General features: G+C 44.1%; 14 protein-coding genes. 4 read left to right on the top strand and 10 right to left on the bottom strand.

What is annotated here, in order from left to right:
* Positions 1-5: 5 nt before the first annotated feature.
* From E4K71_RS02430 to E4K71_RS02420, 3 genes are read right to left on the bottom strand one after another with little or no spacing between them, the layout of a single operon-like run.
* The gene (locus E4K71_RS02430; protein ID WP_206201942.1) at positions 6-1,529 is read right to left on the bottom strand and encodes an N-acetylneuraminate synthase family protein; all 1,524 of its coding nucleotides are present in this window, start codon (positions 1,527-1,529) and stop codon (positions 6-8) included.
* Between the two features lie 25 nt (positions 1,530-1,554).
* Positions 1,555-2,322 (bottom strand): hypothetical protein, encoded by a 768-nt coding sequence (locus E4K71_RS02425; protein ID WP_135076052.1) that lies wholly within the window; start codon positions 2,320-2,322, stop codon positions 1,555-1,557.
* A gap of 17 nt (positions 2,323-2,339) precedes the next feature.
* Entirely contained in the window at positions 2,340-3,452 is a 1,113-nt protein-coding gene (locus tag E4K71_RS02420) for a radical SAM protein (protein WP_135076049.1), read from the bottom strand.
* A gap of 276 nt (positions 3,453-3,728) precedes the next feature.
* Here E4K71_RS02420 and E4K71_RS02415 point away from each other — a divergent pair, with 276 nt between their 5' ends.
* Complete coding sequence (locus E4K71_RS02415) at positions 3,729-4,964, top strand: phytanoyl-CoA dioxygenase family protein (protein WP_135076046.1); 1,236 nt, start codon at positions 3,729-3,731, stop codon at positions 4,962-4,964.
* Positions 4,965-5,087: 123 nt separating this feature from the next.
* Here the strand turns inward: E4K71_RS02415 and pseB are convergent, their stop codons facing one another.
* The 6 genes from pseB to E4K71_RS02385 all read right to left on the bottom strand — a co-directional run bounded on the left by pseB (position 5,088) and on the right by E4K71_RS02385 (position 11,912).
* Complete coding sequence (pseB, locus tag E4K71_RS02410) at positions 5,088-6,107, bottom strand: UDP-N-acetylglucosamine 4,6-dehydratase (inverting) (protein ID WP_135076043.1); 1,020 nt, start codon at positions 6,105-6,107, stop codon at positions 5,088-5,090.
* A 17-nt stretch (positions 6,108-6,124) separates the two neighbouring features.
* Positions 6,125-8,143 (bottom strand): 6-hydroxymethylpterin diphosphokinase MptE-like protein, encoded by a 2,019-nt coding sequence (locus tag E4K71_RS02405; RefSeq protein ID WP_135076040.1) that lies wholly within the window; start codon positions 8,141-8,143, stop codon positions 6,125-6,127.
* A 12-nt stretch (positions 8,144-8,155) separates the two neighbouring features.
* Positions 8,156-10,018: a CDC27 family protein gene (locus tag E4K71_RS02400; protein WP_167730214.1), complete on the bottom strand. Its 1,863-nt coding sequence runs from the start codon at positions 10,016-10,018 to the stop codon at positions 8,156-8,158.
* Between the two features lie 20 nt (positions 10,019-10,038).
* Positions 10,039-10,530 (bottom strand): flagellar biosynthesis regulator FlaF, encoded by a 492-nt coding sequence (locus tag E4K71_RS02395; RefSeq protein WP_135076034.1) that lies wholly within the window; start codon positions 10,528-10,530, stop codon positions 10,039-10,041.
* Positions 10,466-10,912 carry a flagellar biosynthesis repressor FlbT gene (locus E4K71_RS02390; protein ID WP_135076031.1) on the bottom strand — a complete coding sequence of 149 codons (447 nt, stop codon included), beginning with the start codon at positions 10,910-10,912 and terminating at the stop codon, positions 10,466-10,468. Before E4K71_RS02390 ends, E4K71_RS02395 begins: the two co-directional genes overlap by 65 nt.
* A 91-nt stretch (positions 10,913-11,003) precedes the next feature.
* Positions 11,004-11,912: a flagellin gene (locus E4K71_RS02385; protein ID WP_135076028.1), complete on the bottom strand. Its 909-nt coding sequence runs from the start codon at positions 11,910-11,912 to the stop codon at positions 11,004-11,006.
* Positions 11,913-12,107: 195 nt separating this feature from the next.
* Between E4K71_RS02385 and E4K71_RS18530 the strand changes: the two genes are divergently transcribed.
* Positions 12,108-12,749, top strand: a complete 642-nt coding sequence (locus E4K71_RS18530; RefSeq protein WP_135076025.1) for a CatB-related O-acetyltransferase — start codon at positions 12,108-12,110, stop codon at positions 12,747-12,749.
* 87 nt (positions 12,750-12,836) lie between these two features.
* Positions 12,837-13,955 carry a hypothetical protein gene (locus tag E4K71_RS02375; RefSeq protein ID WP_135076022.1) on the top strand — a complete coding sequence of 373 codons (1,119 nt, stop codon included), beginning with the start codon at positions 12,837-12,839 and terminating at the stop codon, positions 13,953-13,955.
* Positions 13,956-13,958: 3 nt separating this feature from the next.
* Here E4K71_RS02375 and E4K71_RS02370 read toward each other — a convergent pair whose 3' ends face one another.
* Entirely contained in the window at positions 13,959-15,095 is a 1,137-nt protein-coding gene (locus tag E4K71_RS02370) for a glycosyltransferase (protein ID WP_135076019.1), read from the bottom strand.
* A 262-nt stretch (positions 15,096-15,357) separates the two neighbouring features.
* On the opposite strand from E4K71_RS02370, the gene E4K71_RS02365 reads away from it, so the two are divergent.
* Entirely contained in the window at positions 15,358-17,151 is a 1,794-nt protein-coding gene (locus tag E4K71_RS02365) for a flagellar hook-length control protein FliK (protein ID WP_135076016.1), read from the top strand.
* Positions 17,152-17,158 lie beyond the last annotated feature (7 nt).

Raw genomic sequence — 17,158 nt, 5'->3', positions numbered from 1 at the left:
ACGGTTTAGTCGCTTATCTTGTTCTGCCAGAAACGAAGGTGAGTTTTACGCTGATCATTAGCCATAATATCCGGGTCAGAATAAAATGAGTCATGCGCCTTATGCTGGGTTGAGACCTCTTCAAAGACAACCCCGGTTTGGGTTGAAAAAGAATGGCGTTCCCCTTGTTTCAGGGTTAGCATATCGCCTTCCTTTAAAGAGTGCAGCTGCCCCTCAACCGTGATATCCAAAGTGCCATGAAGCACATAAAAGGTCTCATCCTTTTGCTTGTGATAATGTTCCGGGTTCGATTGCCCCGCCAGTACCGCAATAATTTTTTTACAATATTGACGATTAATCAAAGTGATCATCGCTGCGCCCGTTTCATGGAATTTTTCAATGCCATAATGGTGGGAAATTTCCAGTTCAGCATCAACAGGCACTAGGACATGAGCTTTTTGCAAAAGCTGATTGACTTGCGAAACAATTTCTAACACCTGCTCGCGGGCATGAACGGCCTCCACAGCCTCATGCATCAAAGGAGCATTTTCTTTCAGCTTTTGTGTCGTGCTGTAATGGACATACTTTGACCAATCATTCGCAGTAATTTGCCCTTCTTCACAGGGAATGGCAAAAAAGACATCGTCTTCACTCACAGGCTTTCCTGCTTCCACATCCTGCTTTAAAAAGACACCGCGACGCAAAGCACGCAAACTATCGACTTCTTCTTGCGGGGCTTCAATTCTCTTATCTACGGAACCTCCGCATAGGGTCATTGCGGTTTCAATTCCCTTTAACCAATCCGTCAATTCCTCCGGTGTTGCCGAATAGGCATTGGGCGCAAACTCATCACTGGGCAAAGCAATATGGCGTTCAAATAATTCCACCCCTTTTGCCACAGCCATCGCAATAGATCCCATAAAAGACGGCGGCTCATGGGTAGAATAACCGATCGCGACACCGGGATAACGATTACGCATATAATCAATCTGATTGAGCTGAATTTTCTCCGGCGGTGTAGGGTATTCCGCCACACAATGATTTAAGGCAAACACCTTGTCACGGTTTTTTAAAAACGTGACCACATTGTCCAATTCTTCCGTTGTAGCTGCGGCTGCTGAAATGATAATCGGCAAATTGGTTTGTACGACACGTTCCAACAATGGCCAATCGGTAAAGGAACAACTGGCGATTTTTAAAATATCAAAACCTTCCTCTTCAATAATGCCGACAGACTCATTATCAAAAGGCGTACACATGGTTAAAAAACCACAGTCTTTTGCTTTTTTGATCAGCTGTTGGAACTGTTCCCGGCTTAAGCGGGTTTCCATGAAGCGTTTCACATATTTCAAATCCATCCGGTCTTGAAAGTCCGGGTGAATAAAGGTGTCCATCTGGCGATATTGCAACTTTAAGGCAAATGTAAAAGGGAAACCTTTGCAAACCTCTCCAAATGTTTCGATCAATTTTAGACCATGATCAAGACTACCCATATGGTTATTGGCCATTTCCAAAACGACCAAGGGCATCGGTATTTTATGTGCACTCATAGCTACCTATTCCTTTGCTCTTTTTTTAATCGCTCACCACAATCCCATTGGCCCAATATTCATCCGCATTACCCAAATGGACCCGCCGATTAAAGGTGAGATCGTAACCATAGGCTTCCAAGTGAACATTTTCAGACGGGTCTTCTGCCTCCAGGCCACCAAACCACAACAAGGGGGGGTAGCCATCCTGACGCAACAATAAATCAGGAGAACCAATCATTGCAGCACAAGTATCTGCCCCCCCTGCCAAAGAAAAACTCTGGGGTAAAAACGCAACCTGTTCCCGAGCGGCCTCCAGGGAGTAACCATCCAAAGCGGGAAAATAAAGCCCCACAACATCTTGCGTCGCCAATTTTTCCAACAAGCGCCCATGTTTTGCCCCTGCGACAATCGAAAGGTTTCCTTCCAATTGTTTTTGATCATGTTTTTTAAAATCATAATCCGGACATTTGCCCGTAAATGATTGAGCTAGAGCAGGAAGGTAAAGCTCGCCAATATCTCGGCCAATATCTTTTGTGTCACGTTGAGGAATATAAAAAGGGACATAGACCCCCTTTAAAATACCACAATGAGCCGCATCCCTCTCCAGCCCTTGAATCAAAGCAGCAACACGGGACTTAAAAGCCTCACAAGAAAGAGAGCCCTCACCTAAAACCGCTTGAATGCGCCCGTAAATAGCGTCTAAATCCAGTTCAGGTTGATCACAGCGAAAATAACGCCTTACCTTTTGCTGAACCGCCCCCTTCACTTGTCCAGGAACAGCTCTGCCAAATTCATCAAAAACAGCCTGCATCGTCTTTCCTTTTCTTCTTATTCTTCAATCAGACTGTCATCATCTGAAAAACCTTCACCCCAAGGGACAGGCAGTTTTTTATATTTTGATGTGATCTCTTCGTGTTTTTTAATGAATTGCGGGTCTTCCCCGATCAAACAATCCGGACGATGTGGCCCTAACCAAGGGTTACGCATCCCTCTGTCAAAGATTTCTTTTAAAGGGGTCTCAAAGATATTGCCCAAGGACATATCAATATAGGGACAAGGTGTTACTTCCCCGGTTGAGGTTACAGTGATAATACCTTTCACCGTAATGCAGCCTTTATGGGAACCATAAGATGGGGTCATATGGGTAAAGACATTATAGTCTTTTTCCATCTCCCGCAAAATATCGGCATCCTCTTTATCAATAACAAACTCGGGATGTTCGCTACAGGAGCCTGTCGGCTTGGCATAAGAGACATAAAGACCAAAATTTCGCTTGGTGGCATATTCACACATCTCACGAAATTCTTTTGACTTGGCCCGACCTTTTACCAGCACTGTTGAGAGAATCAAATTCAACCCAGCATCTAAAGACGCATCCACAGCACGCAGAACCCGTTTATAGGAGCCCTTTTTATTACGAAAGGCATCATGCTCTTCCTCAATCATACTATCAAGGGAAAGCTGGACTTTTTCCACACCAATTTTTTTAAGGTGGCGGGCACGTTCCTCATCCAGAAACCAGCCATTGGTATCTGTGATAATATAATGTTTTTCCGGGTCGATTGCCTCAACAACCGCATCAAAGTCTCTCATCACCAGTGGCTCACCGCCAGTGATTACAAAACGGGCCAGCCCCAATTCGTCAGCCTGTTTGGACAATTCGCGTACCGCATCCAAATCAATTTGCCTGCGGTCATCTTCAATGTGATGTACATTCTTCAGGTGGCGGTCCATATAGTATTCCGCCGAACAATGGGTACACTGAAAGTTGCAAAGATAACTTTTCTCAAGACGAACGATCGGACTTATCTCGCCACGGCGTTCCATCTCACTAATTCGTGCCAATTTCTCAGCAACATAAGGTTTGCGCGATGCCAAATCATTGCGTTTCGACTGTTCTGCCGACGTTAATGCTGCATCCGTTAGCGCCTTTGAAGACATTTCTATGTCTCCTCCTGGTCTAGAGCATTTTATATAGTTTGCCTAATTTCTAAGGCAAATACAAGATCACCTTAAGAAATAATCTGTATAGAAGAGAAATACCAGATTTTTTTTTATAGACATGCGTTACAACGCTATATTTATGGAATTTTCATATCATTATGATGATATTTATTCCTACCTTTTATGATGTAGGTCATGACAAAACCAATCAGCCTACCTATAGTCCTAAAGCATCAAAGAACTTGATCGTATTTCAATTCAGGAGAATGACTGATGATCGGACACATAACACAAAAACTTACTTCCTATGACAGCCTCGCCCTTTTAAGAGAATACTTCTTACAAGCAAAAGCAAACGATCATCTCAATTCCACAGGTGCCAATACCTCCCCCAGCGATCTTGACCTCACCAAATCCATCATTGGCATGATTTGTTTGGACAAAACTGATTTTTCAGAAATTGACCATTTCCAAACCAATCGGCATTTTCAAGATGCTTTAGAGCTCGACCACTTACCAAGCCATGCAAAAATAAGCCAATGGCTCGCCAATTCCAGCACACAGCATGAAAAACAGCTCCGGGCCATGATCCAACACCTTACCCCCAGTGCAGAACAGGATGCCATTAACAACCAAGATACCCTTTCCCTGCTACAGACTTTCAGTCGCCTCTGCCTCCAAGATATTGCCCAAAAAGAGCTGGCACCAGAATTATGTACAGCCGAAGCCTCTCCTTTTACTGCCAGCAAACGTAAACAACTTGATGAATTAGGCTATATGGTCATTGAGAACGTCTTAAGTGAAGAAGAAGTTGCCCAAGCCCGTGATATTGTCTTACGCTTGGCACAATGGGAAGAAGAACAAGGTTGTGCACACTTTTATGGTAATGAAAACCGCTTACAACGGATCTGGAACCTGCTCAACAAGCATGAAATGTTCAGAGAGGTCATCCAACGTCCGGTCATCCATCAAGTGATGAACCACATTTTTGATCGCCCGACCCTCCATCAAAAATATGTCATGCACAGTTGGGCTGCCAATATTGTCTATAAAGGTGGGGAAGCACAGATGCTCCATGTTGATTCTGCCGTACCAGAGCCCCTCCCCCAATGGCCTGTACGTGCCAATGCCAATTTCCTACTGAATGACTTTACAGCAGAGAATGGAGCCAGCCTTGTTATCCCAGCCACCCATAATCGGCCAGATAAACCAAGCCCTGCAGATGAAAAGTCTCCTGACCTGATAAAAGTCATCGCCCCCAAAGGAGCCATGGTTGTCTGGCATGGTTCCTTGTGGCACCAGAGTGGCCAGAACAATACGCATGAACCTCGCATTGCTTTACTTGCAGGCTTTACAGCCAGTCACTTAAAAGAAATGTGCTTGGAAGAAGACTATACCAAAGTGGTTGACCAAGACATTCAAGACAGTGCTTCCCCTTTGCTTAAACGCCTAATCGGGGTAGATTTTGGTATTAAAAAAGGGGCCTTGCAGAAACCACCTCAGTGGTAATCCCCCCATAAAAGCGCTAAAAAGTGGTCGGAAATGCAATAAACGATTTGACCGTTTTGGAGAATCCCGCACGTGTTTGCGGGATAGCGTTTTAGCAATATATTTGGTCTATTCTCAATACGGTTAGGCGGATGACAACATCCGTAACAAGCTTTCTTTATCTAGCCACTCTGTATTGAGGTCACTTGAATATTGGAACCCTTTCTCAACAGGCTTGGCATTCTCATAGCCCTGCTCCCCTTGCCCCCAATAAGCAAAGGACGATTTAATGATATAATAATCCTCAAGCTCAATCGTATTTCGGGCATCATCTGGAGAAATCATAATTTCATGCATCTTTTCACCGGGACGAACACCTATGACTTCCTGCTCAACTCCTGGCACAAGAGCTGTTGCCATATCAGACATTTTCATGCTGGGGATTTTCGGGATGAAGACTTCTCCCCCCCGCATGTCATTAAAAGCCCGCACCACCAAATCAACACCTTGATTTAAAGTAATCCAAAACCGGGTCATATCCGGATCAGTCAACGGAATTTTCTGCGCCCCTTCTGCTAAGAGTTTTTGGAATAAAGGAACCACACTGCCACGTGAGCCCACAACATTGCCATAACGCACAATACTAAAACGGGTTCCTTCACGCCCTGCCAGATTATTGGCCGCAACAAACACTTTATCAGATGCCAATTTCGTTGCGCCGTAAAGGTTCACAGGGTTCACCGCCTTATCCGTAGATAAGGCCACAACCTTTTCCACATTACAGGCAATGGCAGCATGAACAATATTTTCCGCCCCAATAATGTTGGTCTGAATACATTCGGTTGGGTTATATTCTGCCGCTGGCACCTGTTTAAGCGCAGCAGCATGGATCACAAAGTCCACATCACGAAATGCCATAGTCAAACGCTTTTCATCACGAACGTCTCCGATAAAGAAACGCAGTGTTGAAACCTTATCATGTGATGCAAACATTTCTTGCATTTCATATTGCTTTAACTCATCACGAGAAAAAACAATCAATCGGCGCGGGTCTGCCTTATCCAGAACCTCTGAAACAAAAGCTTTTCCAAAAGAGCCTGTCCCGCCTGTGACCAAAATAGACTTATGATTGAATAAGGCAAAATCCCCACTAAAGCTTCGCATGTGTTTCCTCTCCCAATTCAGTCTTCCGTTGTTTTCTTCAATTGGTATTCTTCAGGCTCAGACAACTCAAGATTATGCGTCAGCATTTCTCCGAGAAAACCTCTTATTTGCTCAAACATCCAAAGAGACTGACGCTCAAACACACCTATAAAAAGCTGAATAAAGTTGTTTCTTTCTTCTTCATCAACAATGCGTGCCCCCCCATAAGAAGCAAGGCGGATCATCGTAGATTGAGAACCTGCTGCAATGCCCATCACCCCTTTACACTTATCGAGATTGGCATCCCAATACTCTTTTTCAAAGGCTTGTTCGAAATCATAAATTGATGTGCATGAACCCTTAGCCTTAGCAATAAAATCTTTAAGGCTTTTCTCTAAAATATCAACTTTCAAAACAGTCTTATCAAACTGCAACTCATCAAAATATTCGGCGGGTTGATATTCTCTAGCTTGGTTGCGAATGCTTTGTTTAACCAGTTCTTGCTGACCCGGCTTGTTTTTGAGCTGTATCGTTGCCGCAGCTTGAGGTTTCGTCCCATCAATACGCGCCCCATGGCTGCAATTATAAACATTTAGACCCAAGCGGCGGGTCAACCCCGTAATATTGCGTCGTGATATATTTAAAAATTTGGACGTTCTTACAGTCCCACCAAAATTGCCGGGCACTTTAATATTAAAGAACTCGTTATGATGGTCCATATCCAGGCCGATTTCGTCATAAATTGTCCCTTTGGCATGATGGTTTGCGCCTTCATACTTGCCACAATCCACCCCGATAAGATAAAAATTCCGAAACCCTAACGAAGCGATCCCTGCAATTGCAGCATTGGCAGACATCGGTGTAATTTCATTAATCTCACCGACAGTACCGTTATCAAACAATGTTGCTGCACTACTGCCGCTACGCATAAAGAGATAGCTTTCATCAAAAAGACCTGCGACCCCTTTAAAAACAGACATACTTGCTAAAAGAGAGATTCCATGGAAACCATATTTTTCTTTGGCCATTGATAACCATTCATGGGTCTTTTCAACATTTTCCAACTCAGCATGAAAATCTGGACGAATACCATTCTTCAGCAAAAGATTAATCGTCGTTCCACTGGAAACAACAATCACCTGATCACGAATTTTTTTCAAATTTTCAAGGTCGAATTCAAAAGAAGGACCTGATGCGACAACAACAACAGGATAATCCTGATGAAGAAAAGGTTTACGCCGTACAATACGGAATTTCGCTGTGATCAAGTTCAAATAGGTGTTTTTGCACATGATCAATTCATCTTCATAAAAACCCGAAGACTGGAAATACACCTTAAGGCGCTCCCTAAAAAGCTTGTAAGCTTCCATAATCTCCCATGACGGGTAATGCATGAAAAAGGACGAGCCATCCAAAAAGGTATTACCGACCTTACGCACAATTGTTTCTAAATATTCAACAATCACCTCAGGTTCTTTATGAAAACAGTAATGTATTGTGATCTGATTTTCATCAGCCTTTTCATATAGTTCTCTCCAATCAAGTACGTTCATACTTTGAAAGAAGAAATCATTCATTGGTTCAATAATCACAATATTACGTGCGACTTTTTTCTCAATCAGCTCTGATAAGAACAGCCCAAGCCCAAAACCAAAAACAAAACAATAGCCCTGATCAGTCACAGGCTTATTACTGGTTTCCAAGCCCTTTTTCGGATGGAAAAACTCATCATTAAGGGCCTCCATCATCCCTTTGGAAACAGGGGAGGCATTATAGCTGGCTGTGCCTTCAAAAATTATCTGTTCGGGTTTCGCCCAGAATTCTTTCAGTTGTTTTTCACAATAACTTTGAGCATCCCCCCCATAAAGAGGCGTCCCATCGACCAAAAGATTATCAAGCTCTCCTTCCACAAAAGAGAGCTTTGACAAAGAATCCTGAGCTCCATTCACGGCTTTTGCAATTCCGGGATAGTTCTCTTCGAAAAAGTGAATATTATCTTCCTTCAGCTTCTCTGAAGTCTTTGTTGATGTTACAAGATTTTCTAATCTATCATCCATTTTATTTCTCAATTACTTGCTGTTTTGCCAAAGCCCCTCAAGCATATTGGCAATATCTTCCATCCGCTTTTGCGGGTTCAGATACTCAGACTGTTCCAGCCGATTATTCATTTCATCAGACAATTGACTGCGTTTTTCAAAGTCATCCATCCAGCGACAAGCACCGGCAACAAAATCATCTGTCGTACTGTAAAGCATTTCCTGGCTATAGCCCAGATCACAGACAAGCGCTGTTGAACCTTTACATAAGGAATTGCGATCAGCCATCTTACCAAGAATAGGCACACCTGCTGTCATCGCATCAAGTACAACTTCAGGCTCATTCCCTCCATTTGGCATCAGCGCAACATCCCCATTATTAAAGAAGGCACGACGGTCACTCTCCTGAATAACATCAACGCGGTGCGCAACTCCATAAAGACCAAAACGCTCAATCAAAAGACGACTATTATCTTCTGCATAAAAGTCATGACTACGCAAAACCAACATAGCCTCCGGCTTTGCCAACAAAACTTTAGCGAAAGTGGACACCGTATCAAATGTCAACTCAGACAACGTCACATCTGCAATAAAGGTCGCTGTATTATCTGTACGTTCCTCTTGCTTATCCAAGGCTTCGCGCTTCGCACTGAAAATATTTGAAATTTCGCACGTTGCTTTTTTATCCGCATATTGTTCTGGCAATTGCTCAGCAACAACATAGTCATATTGCGGTAAGGCCCCAGATAGGACACTCCCGCTCCAACTGATTTGAACAGGAGCAAGACGGCTACCAAAACATTTCAAGCTTTCAATTGATTGCAGCCCTCCAAAATCAATAAGGATATCCACACCATCTGCAACAATCATATTTCGTAATGTGACACTATCTGCATGCGCAACATCACGCCACTCATCAACAGCAGCCTTAAAATAGGTATTAAAAGGATATGTAATATCCCCTTCCCCATATGCTGTTACATAGAACTTACTAAGATCACGCTGAGTAAAAATGTCACCAATCATCGGAGCAACACGCGTACGGTCAACACCAGATACAATAATGCCGACATTATAAACATCTCGCGGCCCATGTACTCTTGGTTCAATGGCAGACTTTATCTCCGTAATATGCTTTTCAATCCAGTCTTCCATTTCAGACATAAGCTGCTGTTCGCTAATATTCGGGTTGGCTTGCATATCTTTGATATAGTTTGCAAAAACCTGTTCATCGTAAGGGGCAAGTTCCATTGCCCACTTGTAAATTGCACGAGCTTCACTAAACTGGCCCAGCTCGGTCATCAAATAGCCTTGCATCGTTGCAATTTCGGTATCTTTTGGGAATAGAGCGGCACAACTTTTCAAACTTTCAGAAGCTGCTCTAAAACGCTCCTGACGCATCAGGCACCTTGCCAGAGCGAGATAGGCATCACGATCATTAGGCTCAAAAGCCAAGTGCTGAGAAAACCAAAATTCCGCTATATCCCATTCAAGGCGATTGACATGGCTTTCCGCTTTTTGCAAAAGCGGCGTTTCAGTAATATTATCTAGGGCACTTGTGTAATCCGGGATAAAACCAAATGGAATTATTTTTTGTAGTTCTTGGTTTGGCTCAAGTATAGACAAGTTTTTACGATAGAAATAAGACTCTTTTGTCTTGCCTGCTAATACACATAGGACAGCTAGAAACTCAGACACTTCAGCACAATCACCGTCCAGTTCAAAAGAATGAAGCCCGTATTGATACGCTGTATAATAATCCTTTGCATCAAAGGCAGCTAAAGCCCTGAAGAAACTATCTGAAGAACCAGGTTCTTCGGTTTGCCACTTTTCTTCAAGAATTTGAACAACCTGTTCCCACTCCCCAGATTTCACAAAATTTTCCACGCCGCCCATTGGTGTCCTCATTTTTCTTATTATGCTTCAATATCAGATAGACCGCCCAAACCCTCTACGGGTTGCGCTTGTTCGCCCTGTGAAGGCTCTGATGGTAGCGCTTGCTGTTCACTACTACGATTATTAGGGTCTTGTGCCTGAGCCTGACTGGCTACTGCTCCATCATAAAGGCCACCGGAAATTTCACGGTTAATATTGATCAGTACATCAACACGTTCAGCTTTCGGATCCCCCATAAAGTCGATAGAATGTTTATCAACAAATTTTGCGAGAGAGAGTACATTTTGGCGAATGTCGGTCGGCACCTCACATGTAGGTGCAAACAGATCCGCTTGGAAAATTGTCCAAAGACGCCAGTTCAGCCGAACTGCCGCCTTCATGATTTCCGGATCACCAGAATTTACCGCATCGCGCATTTTCAAAGCCGCTTGGGTCAAGGCCCAGGCTTCACTTTGCGTCGGATTCCCCTCGATCGGCCCCGTGTCGTAATTCTGTAATGGTGGCTTGTACATTACTCAAGATCTTCCCTTCATGTTCGATTATCTCACGTGCTTTTCTTAAAGCAGGATAATAATCACCATTATCTATTTTTTCACGCACTTCTTCAATTATGGAATTTGCAGAAGGAGCTGCACTTTCATAATCTTTCAGCAAGTCGTTAAGATTTTGGAAATACAACTCTCTTTTTTCAGGAAAAAGATATAAACCCTGCAGGGAAAAATAAATTCGGCTGGCTGGCGTACACGCTTCTTCAGCCGTCATTACATCACTATCACGAAGAATGGATGCCTCATTAATCAGGGTAAAGCTAACTGAACGCGGACTATTATTTTCGATAACAGCCCCATTCAAGATGATTTTCTGCCCTTTTTTAAGGTTGATTTTTAATGGCATAACTCACCCCGTATTAATTATTTTAAAGGGATAAAAAAACAGAAGAAAGGAGTTGATGGAAAGCACCAACCCCTTTCCGTAGACTGTAGGCTTAACGGAACAGACCCAGTACAGCTTGCTCGGATTGACCGGCAAATGACAGAGCCTGAATACCCATCTGTTGACGAGTTTGAAGAGCCAACAAGTTGGCGCCTTCCTCGTTCAGATCAGCCAAGGTCAGTTGACCTGCGCCTTCTGTAAGTACGTTGGTGTACTCAGATGTGAAATCAGAACGAACCTGCAAAATAGCAACGTTACCGGCCATTGTTGCAGCTTCTGAACGAAGGTTGGAAATTGTTTTATCCAACGCATTAATCACAGTATCGGCATGGGCGTTGAAAGACGCCAACTCATCAGCATCAGTTGTGTCGTAGTCTTCAAAACCAGTATTCCCCAAGCCCATTTGAGACAAGACAGTACCAGCACCACCGGCACTAGCAATAGCGCCGTTCTCATCCTTAAAGAACGCAGAAGTGTTAAAGTTAACACCATCTACATCCAGCTTGGAATCAGACTTCTCACTAAAACGAACAGACAACTGAGAAGAAGAAGAGTTAACCAGGTTCAAACCTTGATAAGACGCATCATCGACAAGTCTCTGGATTTGAGTGGCCAGCTCTTCGAACTGTGTAGTATATGCTGTACGCTGCGTCTCATCCGCAGAACGTGCAGAGTCAACCACACCTTTCATTTGTTTAACGAGCTCTTCGATCGCATCAGTCGCTTTCAAGGCAGCGTTCAGAGCGTTAACACCCTGATCCACAGCATCCTTACGCTCCAACAAGTCAGAGGCACGGTTTGAAAGTGATTTAGCTTGGAAGAATTTCACCGCATCGTCAACCGGGCTTGCAACAGCAAGACCAGTGGAAAGACGACCTTGAGTACGACCAATAAAGCTTGATGTATCTTGCAGAGCCATCAAGTTAGAACGTACCGTTGAAGAAAGTGCGATATCAGTCATAATAAGTCTCCATTTCTATAGAGTTTGCCACGAAGGCAAAAGAAAATGCGCATACTGCGCTCTCAAGAATATTGTTTATCACATATAAACAATAAAATAAACCACAAACTGTAACCAATCCCCCTCCCTATTCACCTTTTCTTAAAGGTACAGAGGACACACTACCCTATAACAAACAGAGTACTGCAGAAAAACATGACCGAAAGTTCTTACGAGCGTCTCAATAAAATGATGGATGCAACAGGCTGGTTAAAAGAAAACTGGACCCTTAATATCGACTTCCACGATGAAAACGCTTTTTTCTTTACCGAAGAAGGCGTCACATCGCTCCTGAAAGAAAACCCTCAGAATTTCCCTGATTTTTTCATTGGTCGAAATTCATACATGATGCCCGGTGGCATGTTTACCGCCCACACTCTGATCGGGCGATACTGCTCCATATCCAAGGACGTATTCCTTGGCAACAGCAATCACCACATGGACTGCCTTAGCACAAATTTCGCCCCAACTTCACCAGACTATATCGCACCAGAACCGAAATACACAACCTTAGGATGCGACGTTTGGATCGGAGCCAACACAGTCATCCTACAAGGCGTCAAAATCGGCCACGGTGCCATCATTGGAGCAGGCTCCATCATCACAAAAGACGTCCCACCATACGCCATCGTGGTCGGAAATCCCGGCAGAATCATTAAATACCGCTTCGAACCCGAAATCATTACCGATCTACTCGAAACAAAATGGTGGTCTCTCCCTCATGACATTATCGAGAAACTTCCACATCACAATATTAAAATGTGCATAGACCTCATCAAAGACATCCGAGCAATATAGATTGACTATACAGCCTCACTTAGCTAGAATTAAGAATCACTAGAAGTGTGTAACTTTTACGAATAAAGTTCTTAGGAACCGAAGAAAATGGTTAATATCTTTGATACAATATCAAGCTTCTCAGCAGCCGGATCAGCTTCCATTTTTAATGTGCAACACGATGCTGCCACCACGCGTTTAAACAAGCAAATGTCTAACGACTTTAATAAACGCATAGAAGAAGAAGTTACTCGCATTAATGATTCTTATAGCATTGAAAGAAATAGCGTCCTCCGAGAAGGAGACCTCCTCAAAAAATACAGAGAGGAACTTACAGACAGCCTTGACGTCATATCAAATACCAAAACAAGGCTTGAAGGGGTTCTCTCTAGCCTTGATAATATGATTATCAATGTCAATAAAGCCACAGAGTCTGAAAATGACCCAGACGTTAACTTCATGGCTCATGGGTATGCTGCTGCCCATGATTCATATTACAGACGGATTGAAGACTTAATCAACAACACCCGCACAACGAACCTACTTGTTTCTGATACGACTTCTGTCCGCTACCCCCTTAACGAAAACGGTGTAAGCGCCCTTATTTACGGCAGCGACATCAAAACAAATTACTACCTAACTGACCAAAACGATGAGACTTGGTACCCTGAACAATCCGGCCAATTACTAAGAGTATATGAGTCCTATCCTTTTGAAGAAGGCACAGAAGTCGCTTCAATGAAATACGACCAGGGGCTTCAACTCGATAGTTACACAGCCCCAGATACTGTTGCCTTTACAACAGCAGCAAATACAGCTTCCCCTCAAAATTATACAGCGACGATTACACGGGAAGGGATTGGGATCACAAACGCTTGGCTTTATGGTGGGTTAGCTGATTCAAGCAATCGCGAGCGTGCACTTGAAGATATTAACGCCGCTAAAGAGGCCATTAATGTCGAGCTTTCAAAATATGACATGCACGAAGCCACACTAAACTTTTATTACGAACGCGCCAAAAATGACATAAACGGAAACCGGAAAGAGCGAATTAGCATTGAAGCAGAAGCTGCCCGCGCCGTAGCTGAAAAGCAAAGTAAAATGTTCCAACAATTCCAGGCTGTTCAAAGCAGCTTAGCTCAAGCCCTAGTTGTTAAGAATGAATACCAGAATCTTATTCCGACAGGGAACTCTTTGGCACAGAGCCTCTTCAATCTAAACGTCTGACCCCTATTTGATATTTTCCATTACAGTTTGAGCTCTATGCTTCCAAGTATGCCCTTTCAGGAAAGCCTGATTCCCCGCATGTGCCATCTCCTGTAAAGAAACATCATCATCTAGTAAGTCATTAACCTTATCAAATACACCAGTATCCGCCCAGTTAAAGAAAACTCCTTCCTTCTCAGTAAAAGATTTTTCATAAAACGGGCTATTACTACTCAAAACGACTGCGCCATCTGCCATAGAACTAAAGACGCGCTCGTGACTCTCATGATAATAGTTAATGACATTCAATACAATTTTGGAACGCTCATTATATTTCCGAACCTCTGTCGGGTGAATACGCCCCAAATAAGTTACATTTGAGTGTGTGGTATCAATTACCTGATCCCAGCCAGGTCCTGCTAACAGAATAGATGTTTTATCAATCAATCTAGATAAAGTTTCCACCCGGCGAAAATCGCGAAAGTACAAATCAACTTGAGAAAAGAAGTTCCTGAAAATATTAACATCATAAGGTGAAGGGTAACAATTCAATACAGTGGCAACATCTTCCATCAAGTTAATACCTTGTCGAACCATATGGCACTCAACAATTTCATTAAGGATTTTTGCAATTCCTGGCTTGAAGCTATCCCAGCTCCGGCGAGTTTCTTCAGGCGAGTTACGCAACGAAGCACAATAAAAAAGACCAATATCTTTCTTACTCCAAGGCGTCACCTCTTTTTCAATCGCAGCATGGTTTAGTTGAAAACAACCGACTTTTGATGCCTCATGTTCAGCAACAAAATGCACATCCGACTGGGAAAGGCAAGCAACATAGTTATTCTCTAGCGGGTATTGCACCACAGGCCAATAAAGAATTGAAGGGTCTAATAACATGGTAAGCGAAGGAATATTTCTCTCATAAATGTGCTGAAACTCTTTAACCCTGTCTATCCCCATCCCAGCTAAAGAAATCACTAAATCACAATCCCACTGATCAATGTGCTTTGCAAAACGTTTTATGTCTCCCCCCTCTTTCAATTGAAAAAGATGTGCCTGCACGCCAAGGGCCTGAAACCCGTGAACAAATTCCCGGCTAAGATGGTTACAAATCTGATCATCTTCCAGACCTAAAATAAAAGACACATTTTTAGGAGACATACCCAAACCTCAAAACAACGAATTTAGTCTATTCCCCAAAAGATTAACGTAAGAAGATTAACAAATCCCCCTTCCCCGCACCCGGTAATTTTTTCCATAGGCAGGCAGATACGCCCCTCCTTTCTTGCTACTTCAGAGAACAAACTACAAAATAGAAGGTCAAATATATCATTTAAAAGCAAACACTTAACAACAAAAATACCTTTTGGCACACCCCTTGCATTTAATTCGGCGAACACGTGAATTTTGCGAGGAAGCAATCATGGATAACTTAGCGTTAGACGCGAAAAACAATGTAGCGGCAGCAGCGGCAGCCAGCGCGCTCAATGGACAAAAAGTCCAAGGCGTAGCAGGTTCCGGCTTTGCCGATCTCCTTGCTTTTTCGGGTAGTAATTTGAATGCAAACTTAACCATGTCCACAGCGAAAGTACCGACGGAACCGTCATACGATCGTGGTGCAGACAGTGGTTATGAACAGTCATACAATGACAACCACGAAGCCCATGGGGCCGACAAAGGGGACTATCAAAACGACAAGCCGCGTGGAGATGAACGCGATTACGGTCGCGAAGATCGCGCAGCAGATGATCGCCCCCGTGATGATCGTCAGGAAACAGCAGACTCTTCTCACGACGATGGTCATGACGATCATGCCCCAAAACAGGAAAATAAATCCTCAGACGACAATTCTTCAGAAGACAGCGGTTCTCAAGAAACAGCACAAGCTGATGACGGATCCCAGTCTGAGACCAATTCCAATAATCAAGAGTCCGGTAACCAAAATGCCCAGAGCGACGATACAGCTGATGCCGCAGCTGTAAGCAATCTGGCGCAGGCTGCCACAACGACAGCTCAGGTGGCAACAGACCCTTCTGTTCTGGCCGGTGCCTCAATGGTGCAACAAAACACCAACCAGACACAGGTCGTTAAAGAAGCTGTTCAGGATGTGTTAACAGTTGATGCCGATGGTGCACAAACCAGCAGCTCTTCCATCAGCAATATGCAGGCAGCAGGCCAGCAAAACAAATCCGGTCAGCAGGCACAGGCTCAGAACCAAGGTCAGCAACAGGCACAAGCCAACAATCTGAACCAGCAAAATGTCAATGCAAACCAGCAAGCTGAAACGGCCAGCCAAACGCAGCAACAAGCTGCTGGCATTGCCAAAAAACTGGGTGCAAACCAGCAGGCAAACATTCAGGTTCAGGTGAGTGATGCGGCGCAAACAACCACATCGCAAACATCCTCGTCCCTGTCCAATGCCGCAGGCGTCGCTGCTAATGCTTCTAGCACCACAACGGCCACAACAACAAATGCCAACCAGGGCAACGCCCAAGGTAACATGGGTCAAAACCCACAGGCCGCGATGGTAAATGCACAGGCGCAAAATGTGCAGCAAAACACCAACCAGCAGACACAAAGCCAAAGCTTCTCCCAAATGGTAAGTGAGGCCAAAGGTGTCCAAACCAATGCCAACCAAGGAACAACAGCCCAGGTTGCGCAAACGGCTGGTGGTGAAACCGCACAAACAAGCACCACCAACCAAAATCAGGCAACCAACCAGACACAGCAATCGGCCAATGCCAAGGAAGCACAGCAGACAAAACAAACTGTGCAGACAACCGCCACCCCCGAAGATGTTAAGGTTGAAATTTCCAAAGCCCTGCGTGTGGGTGCCGACAACATCAAAATTCAGCTCAAGCCTGCTGAACTGGGCCGTATTGAGGTTCAGCTCGACATGATGGGCAACAAGGTGATGGCAACGGTGACTGCAGATCGTCCGGAAACACTGGATATGTTGAAAGGCGATGCGCGTGATCTGGAAAAAGCCATGCGCGAAGCAGGTCTGGACATGGGTGACATGAACTTCAACCTGCGCCAGCAACAACAAGAAGCCCAACAAAACGGAGACGGTAATGGAAACGGCGGTTCAGCCAACACCATGGCCGAAGAAGACTCCCTTGCTCGTGGTGAAGATGTGGTTGCCACCGAACAAGAAGCCCAAGAAATACGTGCAGCACTGCGTGCCTCTTATGGCGGCGTGGACATGAGCGCGTAAAACTCAG

The sequence above is a fragment of the Terasakiella sp. SH-1 genome, assembly GCF_004564135.1.
Taxonomy (GTDB): Bacteria; Pseudomonadota; Alphaproteobacteria; order Rhodospirillales; family Terasakiellaceae; genus Terasakiella.
The sequence above is the reverse complement of the archived record's forward strand: the minus strand, read 5'-3'. Positions and strand labels throughout refer to the sequence as shown.